Annotated in this window: 18 protein-coding genes and 1 other RNA gene; 1 reads left to right on the top strand and 18 read right to left on the bottom strand. The window is 44.1% G+C overall.

Going from position 1 to position 19,900, the window contains the following annotated elements; genetic code table 11:
• The 13 genes from GDA45_00095 to grxD form a co-directional block, all read right to left on the bottom strand.
• The coding region (locus GDA45_00095; GenBank protein MBC6413325.1) for a hypothetical protein at nucleotides 1-252 on the bottom strand (252 nt) is incomplete at its 3' end.
• A 29-nt stretch (nucleotides 253-281) separates the two neighbouring features.
• Nucleotides 282-569 carry a hypothetical protein gene (locus tag GDA45_00090; GenBank protein ID MBC6413324.1) on the bottom strand — a complete coding sequence of 96 codons (288 nt, stop codon included), beginning with the start codon at nucleotides 567-569 and terminating at the stop codon, nucleotides 282-284.
• A 228-nt stretch (nucleotides 570-797) separates the two neighbouring features.
• Complete coding sequence (locus tag GDA45_00085) at nucleotides 798-1,553, bottom strand: hypothetical protein (protein MBC6413323.1); 756 nt, start codon at nucleotides 1,551-1,553, stop codon at nucleotides 798-800.
• Nucleotides 1,554-1,861: 308 nt separating this feature from the next.
• Nucleotides 1,862-5,860, bottom strand: a complete 3,999-nt coding sequence (gene purL / locus GDA45_00080) for a phosphoribosylformylglycinamidine synthase (GenBank protein ID MBC6413322.1) — start codon at nucleotides 5,858-5,860, stop codon at nucleotides 1,862-1,864.
• A gap of 97 nt (nucleotides 5,861-5,957) precedes the next feature.
• Nucleotides 5,958-6,316, bottom strand: a transfer-messenger RNA (tmRNA) gene (gene ssrA, locus GDA45_00075).
• Between the two features lie 13 nt (nucleotides 6,317-6,329).
• Complete coding sequence (locus GDA45_00070) at nucleotides 6,330-7,184, bottom strand: aminotransferase class IV (GenBank protein MBC6413321.1); 855 nt, start codon at nucleotides 7,182-7,184, stop codon at nucleotides 6,330-6,332.
• Nucleotides 7,181-8,332 carry a D-alanyl-D-alanine carboxypeptidase gene (locus tag GDA45_00065; GenBank protein MBC6413320.1) on the bottom strand — a complete coding sequence of 384 codons (1,152 nt, stop codon included), beginning with the start codon at nucleotides 8,330-8,332 and terminating at the stop codon, nucleotides 7,181-7,183. The genes GDA45_00070 and GDA45_00065 overlap by 4 nt, the downstream gene beginning before the upstream one ends.
• An 8-nt stretch (nucleotides 8,333-8,340) precedes the next feature.
• Nucleotides 8,341-9,048, bottom strand: a complete 708-nt coding sequence (locus tag GDA45_00060) for a septal ring lytic transglycosylase RlpA family protein (protein ID MBC6413319.1) — start codon at nucleotides 9,046-9,048, stop codon at nucleotides 8,341-8,343.
• A gap of 91 nt (nucleotides 9,049-9,139) precedes the next feature.
• Complete coding sequence (mltB, locus tag GDA45_00055; GenBank protein ID MBC6413318.1) at nucleotides 9,140-10,138, bottom strand: lytic murein transglycosylase B; 999 nt, start codon at nucleotides 10,136-10,138, stop codon at nucleotides 9,140-9,142.
• Nucleotides 10,135-11,283 carry a rod shape-determining protein RodA gene (gene rodA / locus GDA45_00050; GenBank protein MBC6413317.1) on the bottom strand — a complete coding sequence of 383 codons (1,149 nt, stop codon included), beginning with the start codon at nucleotides 11,281-11,283 and terminating at the stop codon, nucleotides 10,135-10,137. The genes mltB and rodA overlap by 4 nt, the downstream gene beginning before the upstream one ends.
• 4 nt (nucleotides 11,284-11,287) lie before the next feature.
• Complete coding sequence (gene mrdA, locus GDA45_00045; protein MBC6413316.1) at nucleotides 11,288-13,135, bottom strand: penicillin-binding protein 2; 1,848 nt, start codon at nucleotides 13,133-13,135, stop codon at nucleotides 11,288-11,290.
• Nucleotides 13,136-13,146: 11 nt separating this feature from the next.
• Nucleotides 13,147-13,674, bottom strand: coding sequence for an inorganic diphosphatase (gene ppa / locus GDA45_00040; protein ID MBC6413315.1), 528 nt, complete (start codon nucleotides 13,672-13,674; stop codon nucleotides 13,147-13,149).
• A gap of 91 nt (nucleotides 13,675-13,765) precedes the next feature.
• A complete protein-coding gene (gene grxD, locus GDA45_00035; protein MBC6413314.1) occupies nucleotides 13,766-14,086 on the bottom strand; it encodes a Grx4 family monothiol glutaredoxin in 321 nt (106 codons plus the stop codon).
• Between the two features lie 280 nt (nucleotides 14,087-14,366).
• Here grxD and GDA45_00030 point away from each other — a divergent pair, with 280 nt between their 5' ends.
• The gene (locus GDA45_00030; GenBank protein ID MBC6413313.1) at nucleotides 14,367-15,674 is read left to right on the top strand and encodes a citrate synthase; all 1,308 of its coding nucleotides are present in this window, start codon (nucleotides 14,367-14,369) and stop codon (nucleotides 15,672-15,674) included.
• A gap of 51 nt (nucleotides 15,675-15,725) precedes the next feature.
• Here the strand turns inward: GDA45_00030 and GDA45_00025 are convergent, their stop codons facing one another.
• The 5 genes from GDA45_00025 to GDA45_00005 form a co-directional block, all read right to left on the bottom strand.
• The gene (locus tag GDA45_00025) at nucleotides 15,726-16,502 is read right to left on the bottom strand and encodes a succinate dehydrogenase iron-sulfur subunit (protein ID MBC6413312.1); all 777 of its coding nucleotides are present in this window, start codon (nucleotides 16,500-16,502) and stop codon (nucleotides 15,726-15,728) included.
• A gap of 41 nt (nucleotides 16,503-16,543) precedes the next feature.
• Entirely contained in the window at nucleotides 16,544-18,337 is a 1,794-nt protein-coding gene (locus GDA45_00020; protein ID MBC6413311.1) for a succinate dehydrogenase flavoprotein subunit, read from the bottom strand.
• A 1-nt stretch (nucleotide 18,338) separates the two neighbouring features.
• Nucleotides 18,339-18,713, bottom strand: a complete 375-nt coding sequence (sdhD, locus tag GDA45_00015; GenBank protein MBC6413310.1) for a succinate dehydrogenase, hydrophobic membrane anchor protein — start codon at nucleotides 18,711-18,713, stop codon at nucleotides 18,339-18,341.
• An 8-nt stretch (nucleotides 18,714-18,721) separates the two neighbouring features.
• Nucleotides 18,722-19,105, bottom strand: coding sequence for a succinate dehydrogenase, cytochrome b556 subunit (sdhC, locus tag GDA45_00010; GenBank protein ID MBC6413309.1), 384 nt, complete (start codon nucleotides 19,103-19,105; stop codon nucleotides 18,722-18,724).
• A gap of 299 nt (nucleotides 19,106-19,404) precedes the next feature.
• On the bottom strand, nucleotides 19,405-19,900 hold a 496-nt coding region (locus GDA45_00005), incomplete at its 5' end, for a cadherin-like beta sandwich domain-containing protein (protein ID MBC6413308.1).

The raw sequence follows: 19,900 nt of genomic DNA, 5'->3' as shown, positions 1-19,900 counted from the left end.
CTGTTTCAGCTGCTTCATTCTGTTATACATATTACGCGCCTCGTTCATTTGACTCAGGGTGTTTTGCACCTCATCCAATTTGTCTTGGGTGCGCAGATTAGATAACTGGTTATATTGCAAAAACGCCAGTTGCACTGCGAGATCCACATTGATAGGATGAGAACTGTTACTTATCTGAATGTCTGTACCAAAGCGACTCGGATCCACTTGTTGGCTAGCCGGATTAAGTGTTGGTGTAACATTATCAGCCATAACACTCCCCGCCTATAAATTATCCGACATTAGATTTTAGTGACCCCTGCATGACCTGCAATTTTGCTACTCTTGCCGGCTGTTTGAGTCTGTTGTTTACTCTGCTCCTCTATTTTAGCGGTAGCTCGCTCGCGTTGTTCTTTAACTATATTCTTAAACTCTGGAGTAAAATTATCGCTGTTAAGAACTTGAGAAAACATATCATCTCCTGCACCAATTTCATCATACATTTTTTTGTGTGCTGCAACTGATTCAGTAGCAGTTGCAACAAGAACTTTAGCTTCCTCAATCTGATCTTCTAATGCTTTTTCATCCATTTCTTTTCCCTCGCTAGTTTGTTGCTCTAGTAGCTACTATTTGTAGTAGTTATATTTGCATTATGCACACTTCCTAGATTTATGTCAATAATATAGTTCGAAAATTTTTGGAGTCATAAATTTTGTGATGTCTAGGATATATAAATATTTGTATTTACTTAATATTTTATACAAAGCATGTCCTGGCATGTCCTGCGTTTGTGCTATCTCAGCAGGTGAAGTAATGTATTAAATATCGAATTGTAATCCGAACCCGGCCCAGGTTTCATCGTCATAACCTTCACGGCGAAGATTCTCCTCGGCGAAAGCATGGGCTGCATATCCTTGAATACTTATTGTATCGTTTATCGGTATACTCAACTCCAATCCTACTTCTATATGGTTGAGACCGTCGTATTCGTCGGACACATAACCAAAATCGAACATTGACAAGATATATGGCGTGATACTCAAATAACTAGTCTCTATATCTTTTGCTAGAGCCAACGACAAGGCACCTCCGTCTCCTTCGGTGGAATAAACATAACTGACTTCAGGATCAAACCACGGCGTGCAGTCGCAGCCAAGAGCCGCTACAAGTTCATGGTCTTCGTCGTCGTCGGGTGAAAAATATAACCAGGTGTACGACAAGTCCAAACTGAAATTTTGCCAGTTGAAGACCTTACCTAAAAACAGGTTGGTCTCAGTATAACTTTCATCATCACCGATTGCCCACCATCCACCAACATAGAAGTCTTTAAGTTCGGCACTCCCAATCGGTAAACTTTCAAAATTGATGACGAATTCTGGCGTATAAATACCGCTACCCGGCAAATCATCTTTACCATCGGAAATATATTTATTATGATATAAAAAAGTAGCTTCTGCAGAAACCACACTTTGCGTCTTGTCCGCATATACAAACGAAATAGAAAGCATTAGCAACAAGCTAATACTTATGAATTGATAGGTCATTCTTCTAACATAATACATTTTTGTCTCCATAAAATAGGTTTAGCTAAAATATGTTATAATATAACATTATGTTATAATATATTATTTATTTTCCTGTGTCAAACTATTATGTTTTACACCTGATGCGAAACTCGCTACGCTATTTAGCAACGGAAGATAAGAAGGCAGTGTCGGCAGACTTGAAGAAGATTTACAATAGCGAAATCGTAGAGCCAGAACATGGTTGACGAAGTATCCAAACATGAAGCAGTCGTCGCACGACGACTAAAATAGCAAGTCTTGAGCGTTATTAGAAGATCCATCCATAATCGGCAAGTATTCGCAAATAGCCATGCGATTCATTGGCAAAAGCGATAGGCGTTTTGGAATAGTTTGAACCACGGGGCAACAGCTCCCCAGTCGCGGGCGTGCCATGAGTACTGGGTAGTTTTGTATAGCCGTTCAGGATGCGGCATCAAGATGGTAGCTCTGCCATCCTTGCTACAGAAAGCGTTAGCACCTTGCGGGCTACCATTGGGGTTTGCGGGATAGAGTTCGGTAGGCTGATCATAGTTGTCTATGTAGCGCAGGCAGGTATAATCGGTTGCCTCCTTTTGGGCGCCCTCGTCGGAGAAGACCGCTTTACCTTCACCGTGGGCGACAATGATCGGCAGTTTGGCACCGTCCATTTCTTTGAATAACACCGACGGTGACGGTGTGATTTCCACTTTCACTAAGCGGGCTTCAAATTGCTTAGAGCGGTTGCCGACAAATGTCGGCCAATGGGATGCATCAGGGATAATTTCTTTGATGTGAGACAGCATTTGGCAGCCATTGCATACACCCAAGGTAAATGTGTCGTCTCGGTTGAAGAAAGTTACAAACATTTCTCGGGTGCGCTCGTGCATCAATATGGAATGCGCCCAACCGGCACCAGCACCTAAAACATCGCCGTATGAGAAACCGCCGCAAGCAACCAAACCTTGATATGAACTCAGATCAGTTTGACCACAGATCAAGTCATTCATAAACACATCGTACACCGCAAAGCCAGCTCGTTCATAAGCCGCTGCCATCTCCATGTGGCCATTGCTACCCTGCTCTCTGAGAATAGCAACTTTGGGCTTGGTACTTTTAATATTGTACTGTGTTGTAAGTTCAGCATTAAAATCTTTGGGCAGTTCAAAATCCCATTGTGCCTTTAGCCCAGGATTATTTTCATCGCATACATATTCCATCTCTTCGGCAGCGCATTGCTGATCATCGCGCAGGGCTTGTATACGCGAACTGGTTTCGTGCCACCATCGTTTAAGCTGCATCAAATCCCATTCCCATAATTTATCTTTATGCTTTATTTTAAATTTTAGGACATCGCTTAGCTGCCCTATTTCTTTGATGCGCAATGTATCTTTGTATTTCGCTATTAATTGATTTATTTGTTTAACACCGGACTCGGTGAGCTGTAATAACACACCAGGAGCTTCGCTAAACAATGTCGGTATCAATTCACCGGCATCATCTACTTCACAGGTCACGCCACAATGTCCGGCAAAAGCCATTTCTATCAATGCCACTAACATCCCACCATCCGAACGGTCGTGATAGGCTAATACATTATCATCAGCGCGCAATGCGCGCATCAACTCAAAAAAATTGATAATCCGTTGCGGATTATCGACATCGGGCGGTGCACTTTTTCGTTGGTAAGCCTGCATCAAGCAAGAACCACCAAGACGATTGCCACCATCCGACAGGTCGATAAAATAAATACGCCTCTCAGATGAGGTGGTATCTAATTGAGGTGTTAGAGTCTTTTGCACCTGTGCGACTGGCGCAAAAGCCGAAACAATCAGTGATAACGGCGAGATAACTTCGCGGTTGTGCCCGGCAGATTGCCACTTAGTTTGCATAGACAATGAATCCTTGCCTACTGGTATCGCAATGTTTAGAGCCTTGCATAAATCGGTCGCCGCCTGCACCGTTTGATAGAGTGCGAATCGTTGCTCGTTTAATGCCGCAGCCGCCATCCAATTAGCCGACAAGCAAATGTCTTGCAAATTAGCTATATCGCTGGCAGCTATGTTCAGTATCGCTTCTATCACGGCAAGCCGCCCCGACGCCGATGGATTGAGCGTTGCCACTGGGGTGCGCTCCCCTATTGCCATTGCCTGCCCAGCATTACTGATATAATCGCTCACTGATACCGCAACATCGGCAACCGGCACTTGCCAAGGGCCGACCATTTGGTCGCGACATATCAAACCTGTCACACTACGGTCACCTATCGTAATCAAAAAAGATTTGGCTGCAACCGCCGGCATTTTCAGCACCCGCTCAACCGCCTCTGCTATATCTATGCCGGATAAATTACCGGCACCATCATTGCAATATGCCACCTTTGTCAATGCACGAGTATCATCGGAAGGTTCGGCAAACAATACCGACATTGGTATCTCTATCTCTGGACTAGAGGCGAAGTCATTCTCTAATAGCAAAGTCCTATCTTCGGTCGCCTCACCTACCACTGCCATCGGACATCGCTCGCGCACACAGATTTTCTCAAACTCGTCCAACTTATCTCGGGCAATGGCAGCAACATAACGTTCTTGTGATTCGTTACACCAAATACTCATAGCGTCTAAGGAATTATCAGCACATGGAATAGCCTGCATATTAATACGTGCACCTAACCCTACATCGTGTACTAATTCGGGCAATGCGTTGGCAAGTCCGCCGGCACCTACATCGTGTATTGACAATATTGGGTTATTGTCGCGTGCAGTGCATTGTTCTATCACTTCTTGACAACGGCGTTGCATCTCGGCATTGTCGCGTTGTACTGATGAAAAATCCAATTCGTGTGAGCTACTGCCGCTACTCACCGAAGATGCCGACCCACCACCCAAACCAATGCGCATGGACGGACCACCGAACACAACGAGTGGCGTAGTAGCGACAAACCTTTGCTTGTGCATATCCTTGGCTAGGATACTTCCCAAACCACCAGCAATCATAATCGGCTTGTGGTAGCCCCAGTGGTGATTTTCATCGGTCTGCTCGTAGGTCCTAAAATAACCGCATACGCAGGGACGGCCGAACTCGTTGTTAAAACGAGCGGCGCCAAGCGGTCCTTCGGTGATAATCTGCAATGCATCAGCGATGCGGGTCGGATACTCAGGCGGCTGCTCCCACGGTTGCTCAAAATCGGGTATACATAAGTTGGACAAACTAAAGCCAACCAAGCCCATACGCGGTCGCCCACCTCGTCCGGTGGCACTCTCATCTCTAATCTCGCCACCGCTACCAGTCGCAGCCCCTGGAAACGGTGAAATAGCGGTCGGGTGATTGTGTGTCTCCACTTTAATCAAAAAGTGTTGTTCGCTATCCTTTTTGTATCTGTAGCATCGGCTGCTAGGGTCGATATGGAAATAATGCACCGGCGCACCCTTTATTATTGACGCATTATCCTTGTATGCCAGCTCAACCCGATCGGCGGGGGTACGAGTGCTTTTAATCATATCGAATAATGTCTGTTCTTGCCGCTTTGTATCTAATCGCCAGTGTGCATTGAATAGCTTGTGCCGACAATGCTCTGAGTTAACCTGTGCATACATCATTACTTCAGCTGTGGTAGGTCTACGATTAGCTGTTAGATAATATTCTTCCAACCAGGCTATTTGGTTATTCGACAAACCACACTCTTTACCATAAACTTCGGTAAACTTAGATATTTCCTCAGGCGGTACAAGGGTTTTATTGGGCGATGCGTCATTTTGTTTATCGGGTGGTGTCCATGTCGCCAGTGCTTTTATGCTATGTTTGCCAGGTTCATTCTCCTTTTGTATATCCAACCAACCATAAACATCTTTCGGGGTGGAATAAATCTCCTCAGTCATACGGTCGTGTAGCTGTGCTTTGATAGCATCACTATCGCTAAGCGTAGCATTTTCAACCGCCCGTAACCTATCCAAAACTAGACGATAACAAAAACCGCGTTCTACTCGCGCTATATCCATATCACAAATGTTGAAAATATCGGTCGCTTTGCTTGACCACGACGAGATAGTCCATTGCCTAGGCACAACATAGAACAATAATGTATCCTTCGCCGGTCGCCACGGTGGGCCTTTGCCACCATAAGCTGCGTCGATATCCAAAAGTTTATAGAATTTCTCTATATTGATAGACTCATAACCGCCACTTATCTGCTGCAAACTTGTATCAGGAGCACTTTTCAAGATAGGAAAATAAAGCACGGCAATTTCTACATCAACGATAGCACTAGCTATCGCTTGTAATCGCTTGAGTAGATGCTGCTGTTTTTCCAGTTGCGGTTTGCAACTATGGAATAGCGGCATTGAAGGATCAATCTCAGTTCGTCCGATAGGTCTGCTCATAATCGATTTAGGCAGCAGGCTGTATCGCTTGCAGTAAGCAGGCGATAGGTTTTATCATTGGTGGAGGCGGCGGGAATTGAACCCGCGTCCGCGTATACTCCGCTCTTGGTACTACATGCTTAGTTCGTCTTCTATCATACCGCCTGAGACCGACGAACAGGATCGGCAGCCGGCTTCTCCGAATTTTTATTTAACGGTCAGGCTTCGGGTCTACCTTCGCGCGAGCTTGATGCGTCGACCCCTCTACTTAAGTTACAAGCACCTTAAGAGAGGAGGCATAGCCGGTTGTTTAGGCCGCTAATGCGTAGTTGTCTTGTTGATTGGCAACTAATTTTTTGCAAAAAGTTTAACGAGTTTCTTACCTGCTCGACATGCACCTCAAGTTTCGCTATACTCGTCGAAACCAAGATCGCCCCCGTAAAGGATTACATTATAGCACGGTCGCATCGGCCACCGACGACTTGATTAGTGCCGCCGAAAATTCGCTCCATACCTCGCCCGGCTTACCGGTCCCGACCTGCTGTTTATCAATATTCGTCACCGACACTATATTGCGTGTCGAACTGCTTAGCCAAATCTCATCGGCGTGCAGTAAATCAGTGTAGCGCAAGTTTTTCTCAGTGCATGGGATTTGCAGTTGTGAAGCTATTTCTATGACTACTTTGCGAGTAATACCGGCGAGTACTTTAGCGCTTAACGGCGGCGTATACAAATGATGATTGCGTACTATAAATACATTACTTGAGGTGCCTTCAGTCACATAGTCACCGTCAATCATAATCACTTCGTATATCGTATTATCACCCGGTTGCATGCCAAGCATTACATTTGCCAATAAATTGGTCGATTTAATATCACAACGACCCCAGCGCACATCCTTAGCAGTTATCACGCGTGCACCACCTTTGATCATCTCTTCAGGAATTATCCACTCAGGCATCGTCATTACGAACACCGTAGGGCGCAAGCCAGCGACTGGACGATGCGCTCTGATAGGTGCTTGTCCCCTGCTAATTTGCAGATAGATAGACAGATTGGTCAATCCGCTACGCTTGATTAATTCCGAGAATACCGCTTTCCACTTCGCATCGGATTTAGGGTTATCTATACCTACGCTAGTCAAACTATAATCAAGCCTACGTAAATGATCCTCGCAGCGAAAAACAGTACCACGATAAATCGGCAACACCTCGTACACACTGTCACCGAATAGAAAACCTCTATCTAAGGCACTGATAACACAGGCATCGGCATCAAGAAACTCTCCGTTAAGATAAGCCGTCACTGGAATAGATGGATGATGCTATCCGATAGGCGCGACCACAAATTACCTTTGGCGATACGGTGTAAAGAGATCAGTGCACTTTGCTCTATAGTCTTATCGCCAAAAGATATGGTAATAGAACCCAGTTCTTGCCCTTTTTCAACCGGCGCAATGATGTCTTCGTACACCATGAGTTCAGTGTTAACACTGGCATTTCGGTTGCGCGGCATAGTGATATAGATGTCCTCAGATACTCCCAATCCGAGCTGTTGCTTATCACCCCCCCAAACCCGTACTTCAGTCAATGTTTCTTGTTTGCCGAATAGCTTTGCAGTTTCATAAAAGCGGTAGCCGTAGCGTAATAATTGGCTTGCTTCGTCAAAACGTTTTTGCTGACCGCTACCCATAATCACCGCAATCAAACGCATACCATCTTGTTCGGATGAGACAACTAAACAATAACCAGCTTTCTTGGTATAGCCGGTTTTCAGACCGTCAACATTCATATTGAGCGTCAACAATACATTACGGTTGGGCTGCCGTATATTATTGTAGGTGTATTCTAGTATGGAATATAAGTCGTAGTGTTTGGGATAGTCGCGTATCAGTGCTTGCGACAAAACAGCGATATCGCGTGCGCTCATATAATGATTATCATCAGAAAGTCCGGTAGCGTTGACAAAATACGATGAACTCAAGCCTAATTCTTGTGCTTTTCTATTCATCAGGTCAGCGAACACTTCCTCATTACCAGCGACATGTTCGGCCAATGCAACACTGGCATCGTTACCCGACTGTATGACGACACCAGCTAACAAGTCGCTTACCGAAACCAAGCTACCTATTTCTATGAACATTCTGGAGCCAACAGTACGGCCAGCTTTTTGACTAATTTTGACTTGATCGTCTATGGCAATCAAATCGTTCTCTATCGCTTGATAGACAAGATAAGCGGTCATCAGTTTAGTAAGGCTAGCGGGATCTACTTTTTGATCGGCATTTTTTTCTGCCAAAACTTTATTACTGTAGAAATCTATCAATATGTAGTTGCGTGCTGTCAAGCTGGGGGCCTTAGGCACCCACTCAAAGGCATACGAAAGAGATGCGCAAAAAAAGACGATAAAAATCAACGCAACTAGTTGCACGCTACGCAAGAATAAATTCTTCATCTTTATAATCACCTGTAAAAGGTCTGATGATGCTCAAAACCTTGTTTGGCAAATCGTCTATCGACCATGCCTAATTGGTCGGGTATATCAAAAGGTATTGCATTCACTGGGTGGATATTTTCCGTTCTTCCCACAGCTTGACTAAGACTCGAGGTTAAGCGATGTTCCTTCAAGAAGGGAACCTTACTAGTGAAGGCTTGGTATGTATTATATCCTGGATTATCCGGTAGTTTGATCACTTCTATGGTGACTGGTGCAAGCCCGCTTTTCTCCATGCCTATAAGTTTTGCTGCCGCATAAGAAAGATCTACTATGCGTCCTTCAACAAAAGGTCCGCGATCATTGACCCTAACTATCACACTCTTATTGTTGTTATGGTTAAGGACTCTGATATACGAAGGTAAAGGCAGCGTCTTATGCGCAGCACTGGGCTTATACATATCAAAGACTTCCTGGTTAGCGGTTAAGCGACCATGAAATTTTCCTCCATACCAAGAAGCTAAACCAGTCTCGCTGTAACCTAAAGGCACAGCTTTGACCCAATAGCGCTTGCCATGTACCGTATACGACCTCAGCCGTCGTTCGACTGCAACCTTATCAGTGGGCAACTGAGCTACCTTGGGGAGCGAATTTGGTATCTGCCAACGGTTAACATCAGGGATCTCTACCGTAGACATAGTACAACCATTTACCAACATCAGGGTACCGACAACCATCAGTAGCGAGATGCGCAGGTGATGTGCTTTCGTGCAGTTATACAAAGCGGCGCTGGCGTAGCAGATGAGTCGTGATTTGTTCATTGAAAATCTAGTGTTGTTGTTCTATAAGCCGACTTAGTTGATGAATGACCATGGCATAGAGATGACTATGGTTATACCTCGTAATAACATAGAAGTTATTATAACCTGTCCAGACTTTGTAATCTGCATTGAAATTATCCTTTTCAAATTTGAACAACGAAAAAATCGGTTCCTTTGGTTGAAAATCCCCGACCGTAATATTACGCTCAGCTAAGTCAGCTAACGAAAGCCAGGGCTTAAACTGTTTGTTCAGCAATAGTTCATAATCTCCGCCGCTTAGTTCTATATATTCCCCGACCGGCTTTGCTGGCATCCAGCCATGGCGTTTTATATAATTAGCTATACTGCCGATAACATCGGCACGACTATTCCATAAATCCCTGATACCATCATTATCAAAATCAATGGCGTAGCTTCTATAGCTACTTGAGATAAACTGTCCGACACCCATAGCACCGGCATAAGACCCTTTGAGATCATCGCATTGCAAAGCACTCTCTTGACGGCAGAGCAGCAAAAATTCGGTTAATTCGCGCTTGAAAAAATCAGCTCGGCGAGGATAATCAAAACCCAGAGTGACCAGAGTACTAAATACTGGGAAACTACCAGTATTTTTACCGTAATAAGTTTCGACGCCAATAATCGCAACAATTAACGATGCTGGCACACCAAACTCCATCTCAGCTTTGCTGAGTAATGCCTTGTTTTGTTGCCAAAACAATACACCGCCGCTAATTCTCAATGGAGTAATAAATATATCTTTATATTCTGGCCACGGCTTAGCCTCCGCCGGTTTGTCCATTGCCACAATCGCTCGTTCTTGTTTAGTAGCGAGTTTAAATTTGTGCTCTAGATAGGCTCTATCAAAAGCGTGCTGCTCAACCAAGTGGTCTATATAGGCTTGAACATCAACGCGCCGCTGATAGTCTTCGGCAAGCACAGAGTTAACCGATAACAAAATTAACAGAGCGGATAACGGTAAATATATATATATAAATATTCTCATAATCTTTGACTCAACATCGGGCGATGTCTAAATACTGATACTAGTATACCGAAAGATGCTAGCACTACAACTATTGAACTCCCTCCGTAGCTCATTAAAGGTAGAGGCACTCCGACAACTGGCAGCAACCCACTCACCATCGCGATATTAATAAAAAAGTAGCAAGCAAAAGAAAATGTCAAGCTTCCCGCTAACAGATGACCGAAATAATCTTTAGCATTGAGCGTGATTATAATGCCTCTAACGACTACAGCAATATATAACAGTATCAATAAACAACAACCCACAAAGCCGAATTCTTCGGCAAATACCGCAAATATGAAATCGGTTGAATGTTCGGGAACAAAGCCAAGTTGCGCCTGCGTACCGTTAAACCAACCTTTGCCCCATAAACCACCCGAACCTATAGCAACTTTGGATTGATATATATGATAACCCTCTCCGGTAAGATTACTTTGCGGATCTAAGAACACTTCAATTCGTTTCTGCTGATAAAAATGTAGCCAATAATGCCATATAGGCACTGCTGCTGCAACCATCAAAGCGATAAATAATAGAATCAATCGCCAAGAAATGCCAGTCAAAAATATTACCCAGGCAGCAGAAATGAAAATCAACACAGCAGTGCCAAGATCTGGTTGTTTTATAACCAAGGCAACAGGTAGCAAAACTACTAACAATGCTATCAGCACAGTCTTCAAAGACGATGGATAGTTTCCGTCGCTAGCGAATATCTTGCACAGAAATAATGGTACAGCAAACTTAAGTATCTCCGATGGTTGAAATGTCAGCAACCACACATTAAGCCATCGTTGCGCTCCTTTGCTAGCTTCTCCTATAACCAACACAAAGACTAACAGAATTAGACCGACCGTATACAATAACCATGCCCATCGGCGATAGGCCTCTAGAGGCACTGATGCAAAAACTATAAAAAATAAAAAGCCCACCATTAAACGCCATCCTTGCCTCCATACCAGTTCCATATTCTGCCCAGCTGCGCTGAACATTACTATCAGCCCAATGGACGATATTACGATTAGTAAAAGCAACAATGGGTAATCAATTCTTAAGAATGTACCCTTCGCTAAATTCTGTACAGCAACAGGAGGAAAAATATTCCGATTTGCATCGGTAAATATCATCTATTTAATACTCTAACGCTGCTATCTTGGTTTTCCCAAAATAAGTATCCAGAACCTTGCGTGCAACAGGAGCTGCGTATTTCGAACCGCTACCACTATGTTCAACGACTACTGCAATTGCTATCTCCGGTGTCGACGGTGGTGCAAATCCGATGAACATGGCGTGATCGCGTAGTTTTCTTTCAAATTCCATTTCCTTCTCTTGTTCTCGATCGTAAATGCGCCGGTTTTGTACAGTGCCGGTTTTACCAGCGACCGCATATTCTATATCCTGCCCTATGCGGTGAGCAGTACCATTAGGGCGATGTACCACATCTATCATCGCATTAATAATATAATCCCAATCACTCCTGGGATTATCGGTCACCCGTACAGGAACTGCAGGAGTTTTGTGTTGCCAGCCATCGTGTTCTGCCACTCGGCGTGCTTGTACCAGATAAGGTGTTATTCTTTTGCCACGGTTTGCAAGGGTTGCAGTCATTACCGCTAGTTGTAGAGGTGTTGTTAGCAAATAACCTTGCCCTATGCCCATCATGATTGTCTCTGCTGGAAACCAGGCCTCGTTGTGTTTAGCTTTTTTCCATCGCGGAGTCGGCACCAAACCGGAAGCTTCAGGAGTTGTATCTATTCTAGTTAGGTTCCCCAAGCCAAACTCTGATAAGAATGCTGACAACTGGGTCACTCCAATACGATGAGCAATATCGTAAAAGAATACATCACACGATTGCGTTATAGATGAAGCTAGATTGACCTTGCCATGACCAGCACTGAGCCAATCTCTATAGCGTCGTTTGAAGCCGGGAATTTGATAATAGGGTCCAGCGTACATCATGTAGGAATGGCTCACGGTGCCGGCTTTTAAGGCAGCTAATGCGACGACTGGTTTGAGCGTTGAACCGGGCGCATACTGACCGCTAACTGCGCGATTAAAAAATGGGCTGAGCGCATCATCGGCATTGAGTCGGCGGTATTTTTCTGCCAAGAAGTTATAGCTAAACAAATTAGGGTCAAAAGTCGGCTTACTAACCATCGCCAGTATGCCGCCGCTACGCGGATCTAGCGCAACCACTGCCCCCTGATGTTCAGCCATTGCCTGATCAGCCGATTTTTGTAAATCAGTATCTAGTGTCAACATAATATCGTTACCTGCTTTAGCCGGCTGTATGTCGGTGCTGACAAGAATCTTGCGATGCGCATTAACCTCTAATCTGCGTACCCCTGGCTTTCCGCGTAATGTAGACTCGTAGTATTTCTCTATGCCGGTTTTACCTATATAGTCATGTAGCGTATAGTCCTCTTTTTTAAATTCTTTTAGTTCTTTCGCGGCGATGGCACCTACATAACCTATAGCGTGCGAGTATAAATCACCCTCAGGATAATGACGAACCAAACGACCGACGACCTCTATACCCGGCATACTATAAAGCTCTGGTGCCAAAAGTGCGACCTCCGCCTCGCTCAGATTAAGATGATAAACCAGTCTTTGAGAAGTGAGGTTTTCTTTAATTTTTTCTTTTAAATGCGATAACTCCTTAGTGTCTAAGTTTAGTAAACTCTGTAACTTTGCCAATACAACATTAACATCACTAAGTGCAGAAGGCGATATCGCCAGACTATAGCTGGTTCGGTTGCTCGCTAAAACTCGTCCTTGTCTATCGTATATAAGTCCACGCGGTGGACTAATTATGCTGAAATCAAAGCGATTGCCTTCCGATGTGGTTTGATAGTTTCTATGCTTGACAATTTGCAACCAGTATAGGTTAAATACCAATAGCGATAGCAGAACTAGAATAATAGCAACAGAAATTAATATTCTAGCCTTAAAAAGCCGTTTGAAGATACGTTCATCCACTATCTACAAAACTAAGGTTTATATCGTTTGATACTTTTTTCTATCTCTTGCTTCATTTGATCGGACGAAAGCCAACCTTCTACTTTTACCCATTTATTTTTTTCAAGTTTCTTATAATGCTCGAAAAAATGTACAATTTGATCAATAAGATTTTTCTCTAATTGATCTACACTATCAACCTGATCATAACCGCTATTCATACCTCTTTTAGGTACCGCTAGCAATTTAACATCACGCCCGGACTCATCACTCATATCAAGTGCACCCAGAGGACGGCTTGGTATTACACAGCCTATTAACAAAGGCACCGGCGTAATCACTAAAACATCCAAAGGATCACCATCCTCTGATAGTGTTTGAGGGACAAAACCGTAATTCGCTGGGTAATACATTGGAACATTCATAAATCTATCAACCCATACTGAACTACTTTTTTTATCCAGCTCGTACTTGATAGGATCGGCATGCGCTGGTATCTCGATGACTACATTGAGTATGTCAGATGTTGAGTCGGTTGCCGGTATTTTTTCAATATTCATTTATGATCCTATTATTTGTAGATGAGAGAGGTCACTTGGTCTATAAGGTGTCAAGAGTAATTTTTGTACTTAAGTATACAATTCCCTTTCATTATGAAGAAGAAGCGGCATCGGCAACCATTGTCTGCAACTCACCTTTGTTAAATAATTCAACTACGATGTCACAACCACCGATTAACTCACCGTTAATATAGATTTGAGGAAAAGTCGGCCAATTTGCATAACGAGGTAAATTCTGAAAAACCTGAGCATCTAATAATACATTTACATAAGCAAACTCACAGCCACATTGTTGCAGAACTGCTGCCGCCCGACTTGAAAAACCACATTGTGGCATCTGCGGTGTGCCTTTCATATAAATAATAACCGGGTTGTCCTCAACCTGTTGCTTAATTCTATCCATTACATCCATTAATTTTCTCCAACTAAAAGGGTTAATACTGCTAGAAGCACAATCATACATTATACTATGCGCACGCCTTAATTGTTACACCTAATCAGGACTAGGGACTTCAATAGAAAAATAAATATATAAAGAGAAGGGATACTATAGTTTCACCGATTGCCACCGCTACCGTTTAGTAAAACAGATTTATACTAAGGCGGGCGACTGTTATTCATGTATAATAGTCGTTTAATTCAAGGACAATACCTAAACTAAGAGTTTCAGTTTCATAGCCTTATACAATGTAATGACGGAAAGAAAAGTTAACTTAAGCGACCCTCAAAAGAATGAAGAAATAGAACTGCCTGTTATGGAATCTACTATTGGTGCGGATTCTATAGATATCCGCTTGATTTACCAGCAGTCGGGTTACTTTACCTTTGATCCCGGTTTTGTTTCAACGGCAAGTTGTGAGAGTAAAATCACCTACATAGATGGTGATGCCGGGCTACTTAACTACCGCGGCTACCCTATAGATCAATTAGCCGAGCACAGTAATTATCCGGAGGTTTCCTATTTGCTCCTGCACGGCGACTTGCCAACCACCCATCAGTTGGAACAATTCAATGCCAAGATAAGCGAGCATGCTCAGTTGCATAGAGAAAAAATAACCACCCTGTTCAGCAGTTTTGATAGACACTGGCATCCGATGGCAATGCTGATGGCAGCGCTTTGCCAACTCGCGGCCAAGTATCACGATGAGTTGGCCATACACGATGACTCATACAGAGAACGAGCAACACACCAGCTGATTGCCAAAGTAGCAGCAATTTCTGCATACATACTTTGTTACAAAAAAAATAAAACATTCAAAGAACCTAATTGTAACTTGCCCTATACCGAAAGATTCCTCGATATGGCTTTTGATGATTTTGAACCCTCCTCACCACTATCGCAAAAGTATGCAAAAGCAATGGATCTGATATTGTTGCTCCACGCCGACCACGAGCAAAACGCATCTACTTCTACAGTGCGCTTGAGTGGTAGCACGGAAACCAGCCCTTATGCAGCATTGGTGGCCGGCATTGCCTCCTTATGGGGGCCGGCGCACGGCGGTGCCAACGAAGCAGTTATAGATATGCTTGAAGAAATTGTTGCCTCAGGGCAACCGCTACAATCGTATATAGATAGAGCTAAAGACAAAAATAGCCATTTCAGATTGATGGGTTTCGGCCACCGAATCTACAAAAATTATGACCCGCGCGCAAAAATCATCCGCGCTACTTGTTATGAACTGCTATCCGAACTTGATAGCGGTAATGCCAACAAACCGCTACTTGATGCCGCCAAAGAACTAGAAAGCATTGCCTTGAAAGACGATTATTTCATCTCTCGTAAACTCTATCCAAATGTTGACTTCTATTCCGGTATTATATTTAATGCTATGGGACTACCGCGAGATATGTATACCGTGATCTTTGCCCTCGCACGCACCATCGGCTGGGTTAGCCATTGGAACGAAATGTTGTGCGATCCGCATTATCGCATCGGCAGGCCGCGACAGCTTTACACCGGACACACGCTTAGAGACTATACTCCCATACAACAGAGATAATAATCGTGCGTACCAAGAAGACGCACGACCTAGGTTGCTAAAAACTATTTATCAATAACGACGCGCAAGTAGTAGTTTTTTAATCTCGGCTATAGCCTTCGCCGGATTGAGACCTTTAGGGCAAGCATCAGCGCAGTTCATAATAGTATGACAACGGAATAGTTTAAAGGGATCTTCCAACTCGTCTAAGCGGTCGCCGGTTGCCTCATCTCTACTATCGGCAATCCAGCGGTACGCTTGTAATAAAATTGCCGGACCTAAATAACGATCTGAATTCCACCAATAGCTGGGACAACTTGTCGAGCAACAAGCGCATAGTATACACTCCTCCATACCCTTTAGCTTTTCTCTATCCTCTACTGATTGCAGATGTTCCTTACTAGGTGTAGGGGTTTGGGTTCGTAGCCATGGCTTTATAGACGCATACTGTGCATAAAAATTATTCATATCAACGACCAAGTCTTTAATAACCGACATATGTGGCAACGGATATATTTTGATGTCCTCTTTGAGATCAGTTAAAGGTTTGATGCAAGCTAATGTGTTTCGCCCGTCTATATTCATTGAACACGAACCGCAGATGCCTTCACGGCACGAGCGTCGGAATGTTAATGTAGGATCTATTTCATTTTTAATTTTGATTAACACATCGAGCACCATTGGGCACTGCTCAGCATCAACATCGTAGCTATCAGTGCGCGGATTTTCGTCGGTATCAGGATCGTAGCGATAGATGGTAAAATGGTGTGTAGCTTTGGTCTTATCCGCAACCGGATAATGCGCACCCTTTTTGACTATAGAATTCGTCGGCAATCTAAACTCGGCCATCTTTTCTCCAATATTGTTTAATATACATTGTCCGCCTGTCTTTAATAAATGCGTTCCTGCGGTGGCACCGCTGCCACTTCATCGGTCATTGGCTGGCTATGCACCGGCCTATAATCAATACCAGTATCGTGGCGATGACAGTAGATTAGCGTATGCTTACACCAATTTTTATCGTCGCGGTCAGGGAAATCATCGCGCGCATGAGCACCACGACTTTCTTCCCGATTCAACGCCGAGGCAATCGTGCATAGTGCTTGCGGTAATAAATTAGTCAATTCCAATGTTTCTACCAAATCAGTGTTCCATATCATTGAACGGTCGCTTACCCGTAACGAATCAAGTCGACTATAGAGTTCTTTTATTTTATCTAAGCCTTCTTGCAAACTGTCCCCCGCTCTAAATACTGCGGCATATTTTTGCATGGTCTTTTGCATCTCTAATCGCAGTGATGCAGTCGTATAATCACCGTTAGCATGCCGCAAATCATCAAATCGCTGCAATACTTTATCAACAGCTTGCTTAGAAGCTCGTGGTAGCGAAGATCCACGCTTGGCAGCCAATAATTTCGCAGCGTGCCGTGCTGCCGAGCGTCCGAATACTATCAAATCAAGCAAAGAATTAGACCCCAGACGATTAGCACCGTGCACTGATACGCACGCTGCTTCACCTATAGCCATCAGTCCTGGCACCACATAGTCCGGATTCCCATCTTTTAAATTCAACACTTCTCCTAGATAATTTGCCGGAATACCACCCATATTGTAATGCACTGTAGGCAAGACTGGTATAGGTTCCCGAGTGACATCAACATCGGCGAAAATACGCGCCGATTCGGCAATCCCAGGCAGCCGTTCTTGTATCACCTCCGAACCTAAGTGCTCCAGATGCAGGTGTATGTGATCGCGCTCGGCACCGACACCACGCCCTTCTTTAATTTCCATAGACATAGAACGACTAACAACATCGCGCGACGCCAAGTCTTTAGCATTCGGGGCATAACGTTCCATGAAACGTTCGCCGCTTGCATTAGTCAGATAACCACCTTCACCGCGCACCCCTTCAGTAATCAAGCATCCGGCACCGTATATGCCGGTCGGGTGGAATTGTACAAACTCCATATCTTGCAACGGCAACCCACCACGCAACACCATCCCGCCACCGTCGCCAGTGCAGGTGTGTGCCGAGGTACATGAAAAATATACACGACCATAACCACCAGTTGCCAGCACTACTATATGTGCATGAAATACATGCAATTTACCAGTTGCTAAATCCCAAGCAATTACACCATTGCAAGCATCGTCATCGCTCATCAACAAATCAATCACAAAATATTCAATAAAAAATTCGGCATCGTGTTTGAGCGATTGCTGATATAAAGTATGCAAAATTGCATGACCGGTACGATCTGCGGCAGCGCAAGTACGCTGGGCAACACCCTTTCCGAAGTGAGTAGTCATACCACCGAAAGGTCTTTGATAAATACGCCCATCTTCGGTTCTAGAAAACGGTACACCGTAATGCTCCAGTTCAATAATTGAGTCGGCAGCCTCTTTGCACATATACTCAATTGCGTCTTGATCTCCCAACCAGTCAGAACCTTTAATCGTATCGTACATATGCCAGCGCCAGTCGTCCTCGCCCATATTAGCGAGTGCCGCACTAATGCCACCTTGAGCAGCTACTGTATGGCTACGCGTCGGAAACACTTTGGTCAAGCAAGCTGTCTTAAAACCTTGCTCAGCAATACCAAAAGTCGCTCGCAAACCGGAACCACCGGCACCAACGATTATCACTTCGTACGTATGCTCTTCTATCGGGTATGCGTTCGACATATCAAAAAGCTATTTCAACGACTGCAAACACTCCGACCACAGTCAAAATAAACAAAGAAAAATATATCATGATAATGCTCATGAGCTTTAGCGAAACTTTATGCACATAATCCTCAACGACTACTTGTAAACCTAGAGCGGCATGGTAACATCCAGTGACAAGCAGTAGCATCATCAAAATTGCATTGACCGGCTCGGATAACCAGTTCGTAAAATTTCGATGACTGTAATCTCCCAAGCTCGCTATCATTAATGCACCCCAGACGATAAGCGGTATCAAAAATAATGAACTAACACGCTGCATCCACCAGTGTCCTATGCCTTCTTTAGCTGACCCTAGCCCCTTAGCTCGTGATAACGGTGTTCTTAAATGCATCGATACTCCTAGAGGAAATACACCGCCAACCAGGTCGCTACTGTTAAAACCACCGTGCTGGCTATCGTTAAATAAGCAGTCTGGCCAGTAGTTTTCAAATCGAAACCCAAACCGGCATCCCAAAAGAGATGCCGTATACCGTTGCATAAATGCAGATACAAAGATGCTGTCCAGGCAATCAGAAACAGTTGCCCTATCCAATGTGACAATATAGCTTGCAAAAATCTATAGGCTTCCACCTGCCACGCTGCGGTTGCCAAGACTACGACTAAAAGCACTATACCCAAAGACAAAACAATACCAGTCATACGATGCAAAATAGACAATATCGCAGTGATAGGAAGTCTATAAATCTGCAAATGAGGGGATAAAGGTTTTGATAAATTACGCATAGAAAAGTAATTATATAAGCACAACCTGCCTCTGTCTAGGGGGTGTACGATGTTGTGTAAGCGCAAAGCAGAAATGCTGCTTTTGAGGACATTAAAGCATTTTCAATTAAACAATAAGGAGAAAATGCTACAACGCACGGAAATTAGATTATGTTGACTTTTCCTCTAAGTATATTTAGTCCATTATCATAGGGCATGGCTTTTCTGGAACTTTGCTAGTGAATTGCGTGCGATTATCCCAGAAGCCCCAGTTTGCTTCTACGGGCAACCTTAGTCATTCATTGACCTGTCTTGGGAGCTTAGCGCAACGGTCCCTCCAAGAAAACCTTAATCCGGACACGGATACTATCAGTACGGCTCACTGCTATCGTGTAAGTATTTTCGCTGCGATCTTGGGCAGTCACTACCACTGTAATCGTGGTTACTTCACCTGCAACTAATTCAATGGGATCACTTGGACTGCCACTATCTACTGCATTACCCTGTACCATGATAGTTGCATTCTCATTAGCCGCTGTCGGTGTCACAGTTAGTTCCCTAATGTTATTAGCAACCGATACTGTATATTCCTGTGTCGTTCTATCACTATCAAAAGCCGGCATTAGTGTGCCTGCCGACACCGCCAATGCGCTTAAGCTCGCATCTGCAGCACGGGTCACTGCTATCGTGTAAGTGCTTATCGTGTTGTCTTGGGCGGTCACTACCACCGTAATCGTGGTGACTTCGCCTTCAGCTAAGTCAATGGCATTACTCACCTTGCCACTATCTACTGGCACAGTATTTACCGTGATAGTT

Source organism: Chromatiales bacterium (assembly GCA_014323925.1).
Lineage (GTDB): Bacteria > Pseudomonadota > Gammaproteobacteria > Poriferisulfidales > Oxydemutatoraceae > SP5GCR1.
This window is presented reverse-complemented; position numbering and strand designations above follow the sequence as displayed.

Coding starts and splice junctions, on each gene's coding strand:
- sdhD (MBC6413310.1), bottom strand. CDS start 18,713: ATGCATTTAAGAACACCGTTATCACGAGCTAAGGGGCTAGGGTCAGCT.
- GDA45_00030 (MBC6413313.1), top strand. CDS start 14,367: ATGACGGAAAGAAAAGTTAACTTAAGCGACCCTCAAAAGAATGAAGAA.
- mltB (MBC6413318.1), bottom strand. CDS start 10,138: ATGAGAATATTTATATATATATATTTACCGTTATCCGCTCTGTTAATT.
- GDA45_00085 (MBC6413323.1), bottom strand. CDS start 1,553: ATGGAGACAAAAATGTATTATGTTAGAAGAATGACCTATCAATTCATA.
- purL (MBC6413322.1), bottom strand. CDS start 5,860: ATGCCGCTATTCCATAGTTGCAAACCGCAACTGGAAAAACAGCAGCAT.
- ppa (MBC6413315.1), bottom strand. CDS start 13,674: ATGAATATTGAAAAAATACCGGCAACCGACTCAACATCTGACATACTC.
- sdhC (MBC6413309.1), bottom strand. CDS start 19,105: ATGCGTAATTTATCAAAACCTTTATCCCCTCATTTGCAGATTTATAGA.
- GDA45_00020 (MBC6413311.1), bottom strand. CDS start 18,337: ATGTCGAACGCATACCCGATAGAAGAGCATACGTACGAAGTGATAATC.
- GDA45_00065 (MBC6413320.1), bottom strand. CDS start 8,332: ATGAAGAATTTATTCTTGCGTAGCGTGCAACTAGTTGCGTTGATTTTT.
- GDA45_00090 (MBC6413324.1), bottom strand. CDS start 569: ATGGATGAAAAAGCATTAGAAGATCAGATTGAGGAAGCTAAAGTTCTT.
- rodA (MBC6413317.1), bottom strand. CDS start 11,283: ATGATATTTACCGATGCAAATCGGAATATTTTTCCTCCTGTTGCTGTA.
- GDA45_00060 (MBC6413319.1), bottom strand. CDS start 9,048: ATGGTTGTCGGTACCCTGATGTTGGTAAATGGTTGTACTATGTCTACG.
- GDA45_00025 (MBC6413312.1), bottom strand. CDS start 16,502: ATGGCCGAGTTTAGATTGCCGACGAATTCTATAGTCAAAAAGGGTGCG.
- grxD (MBC6413314.1), bottom strand. CDS start 14,086: ATGGATGTAATGGATAGAATTAAGCAACAGGTTGAGGACAACCCGGTT.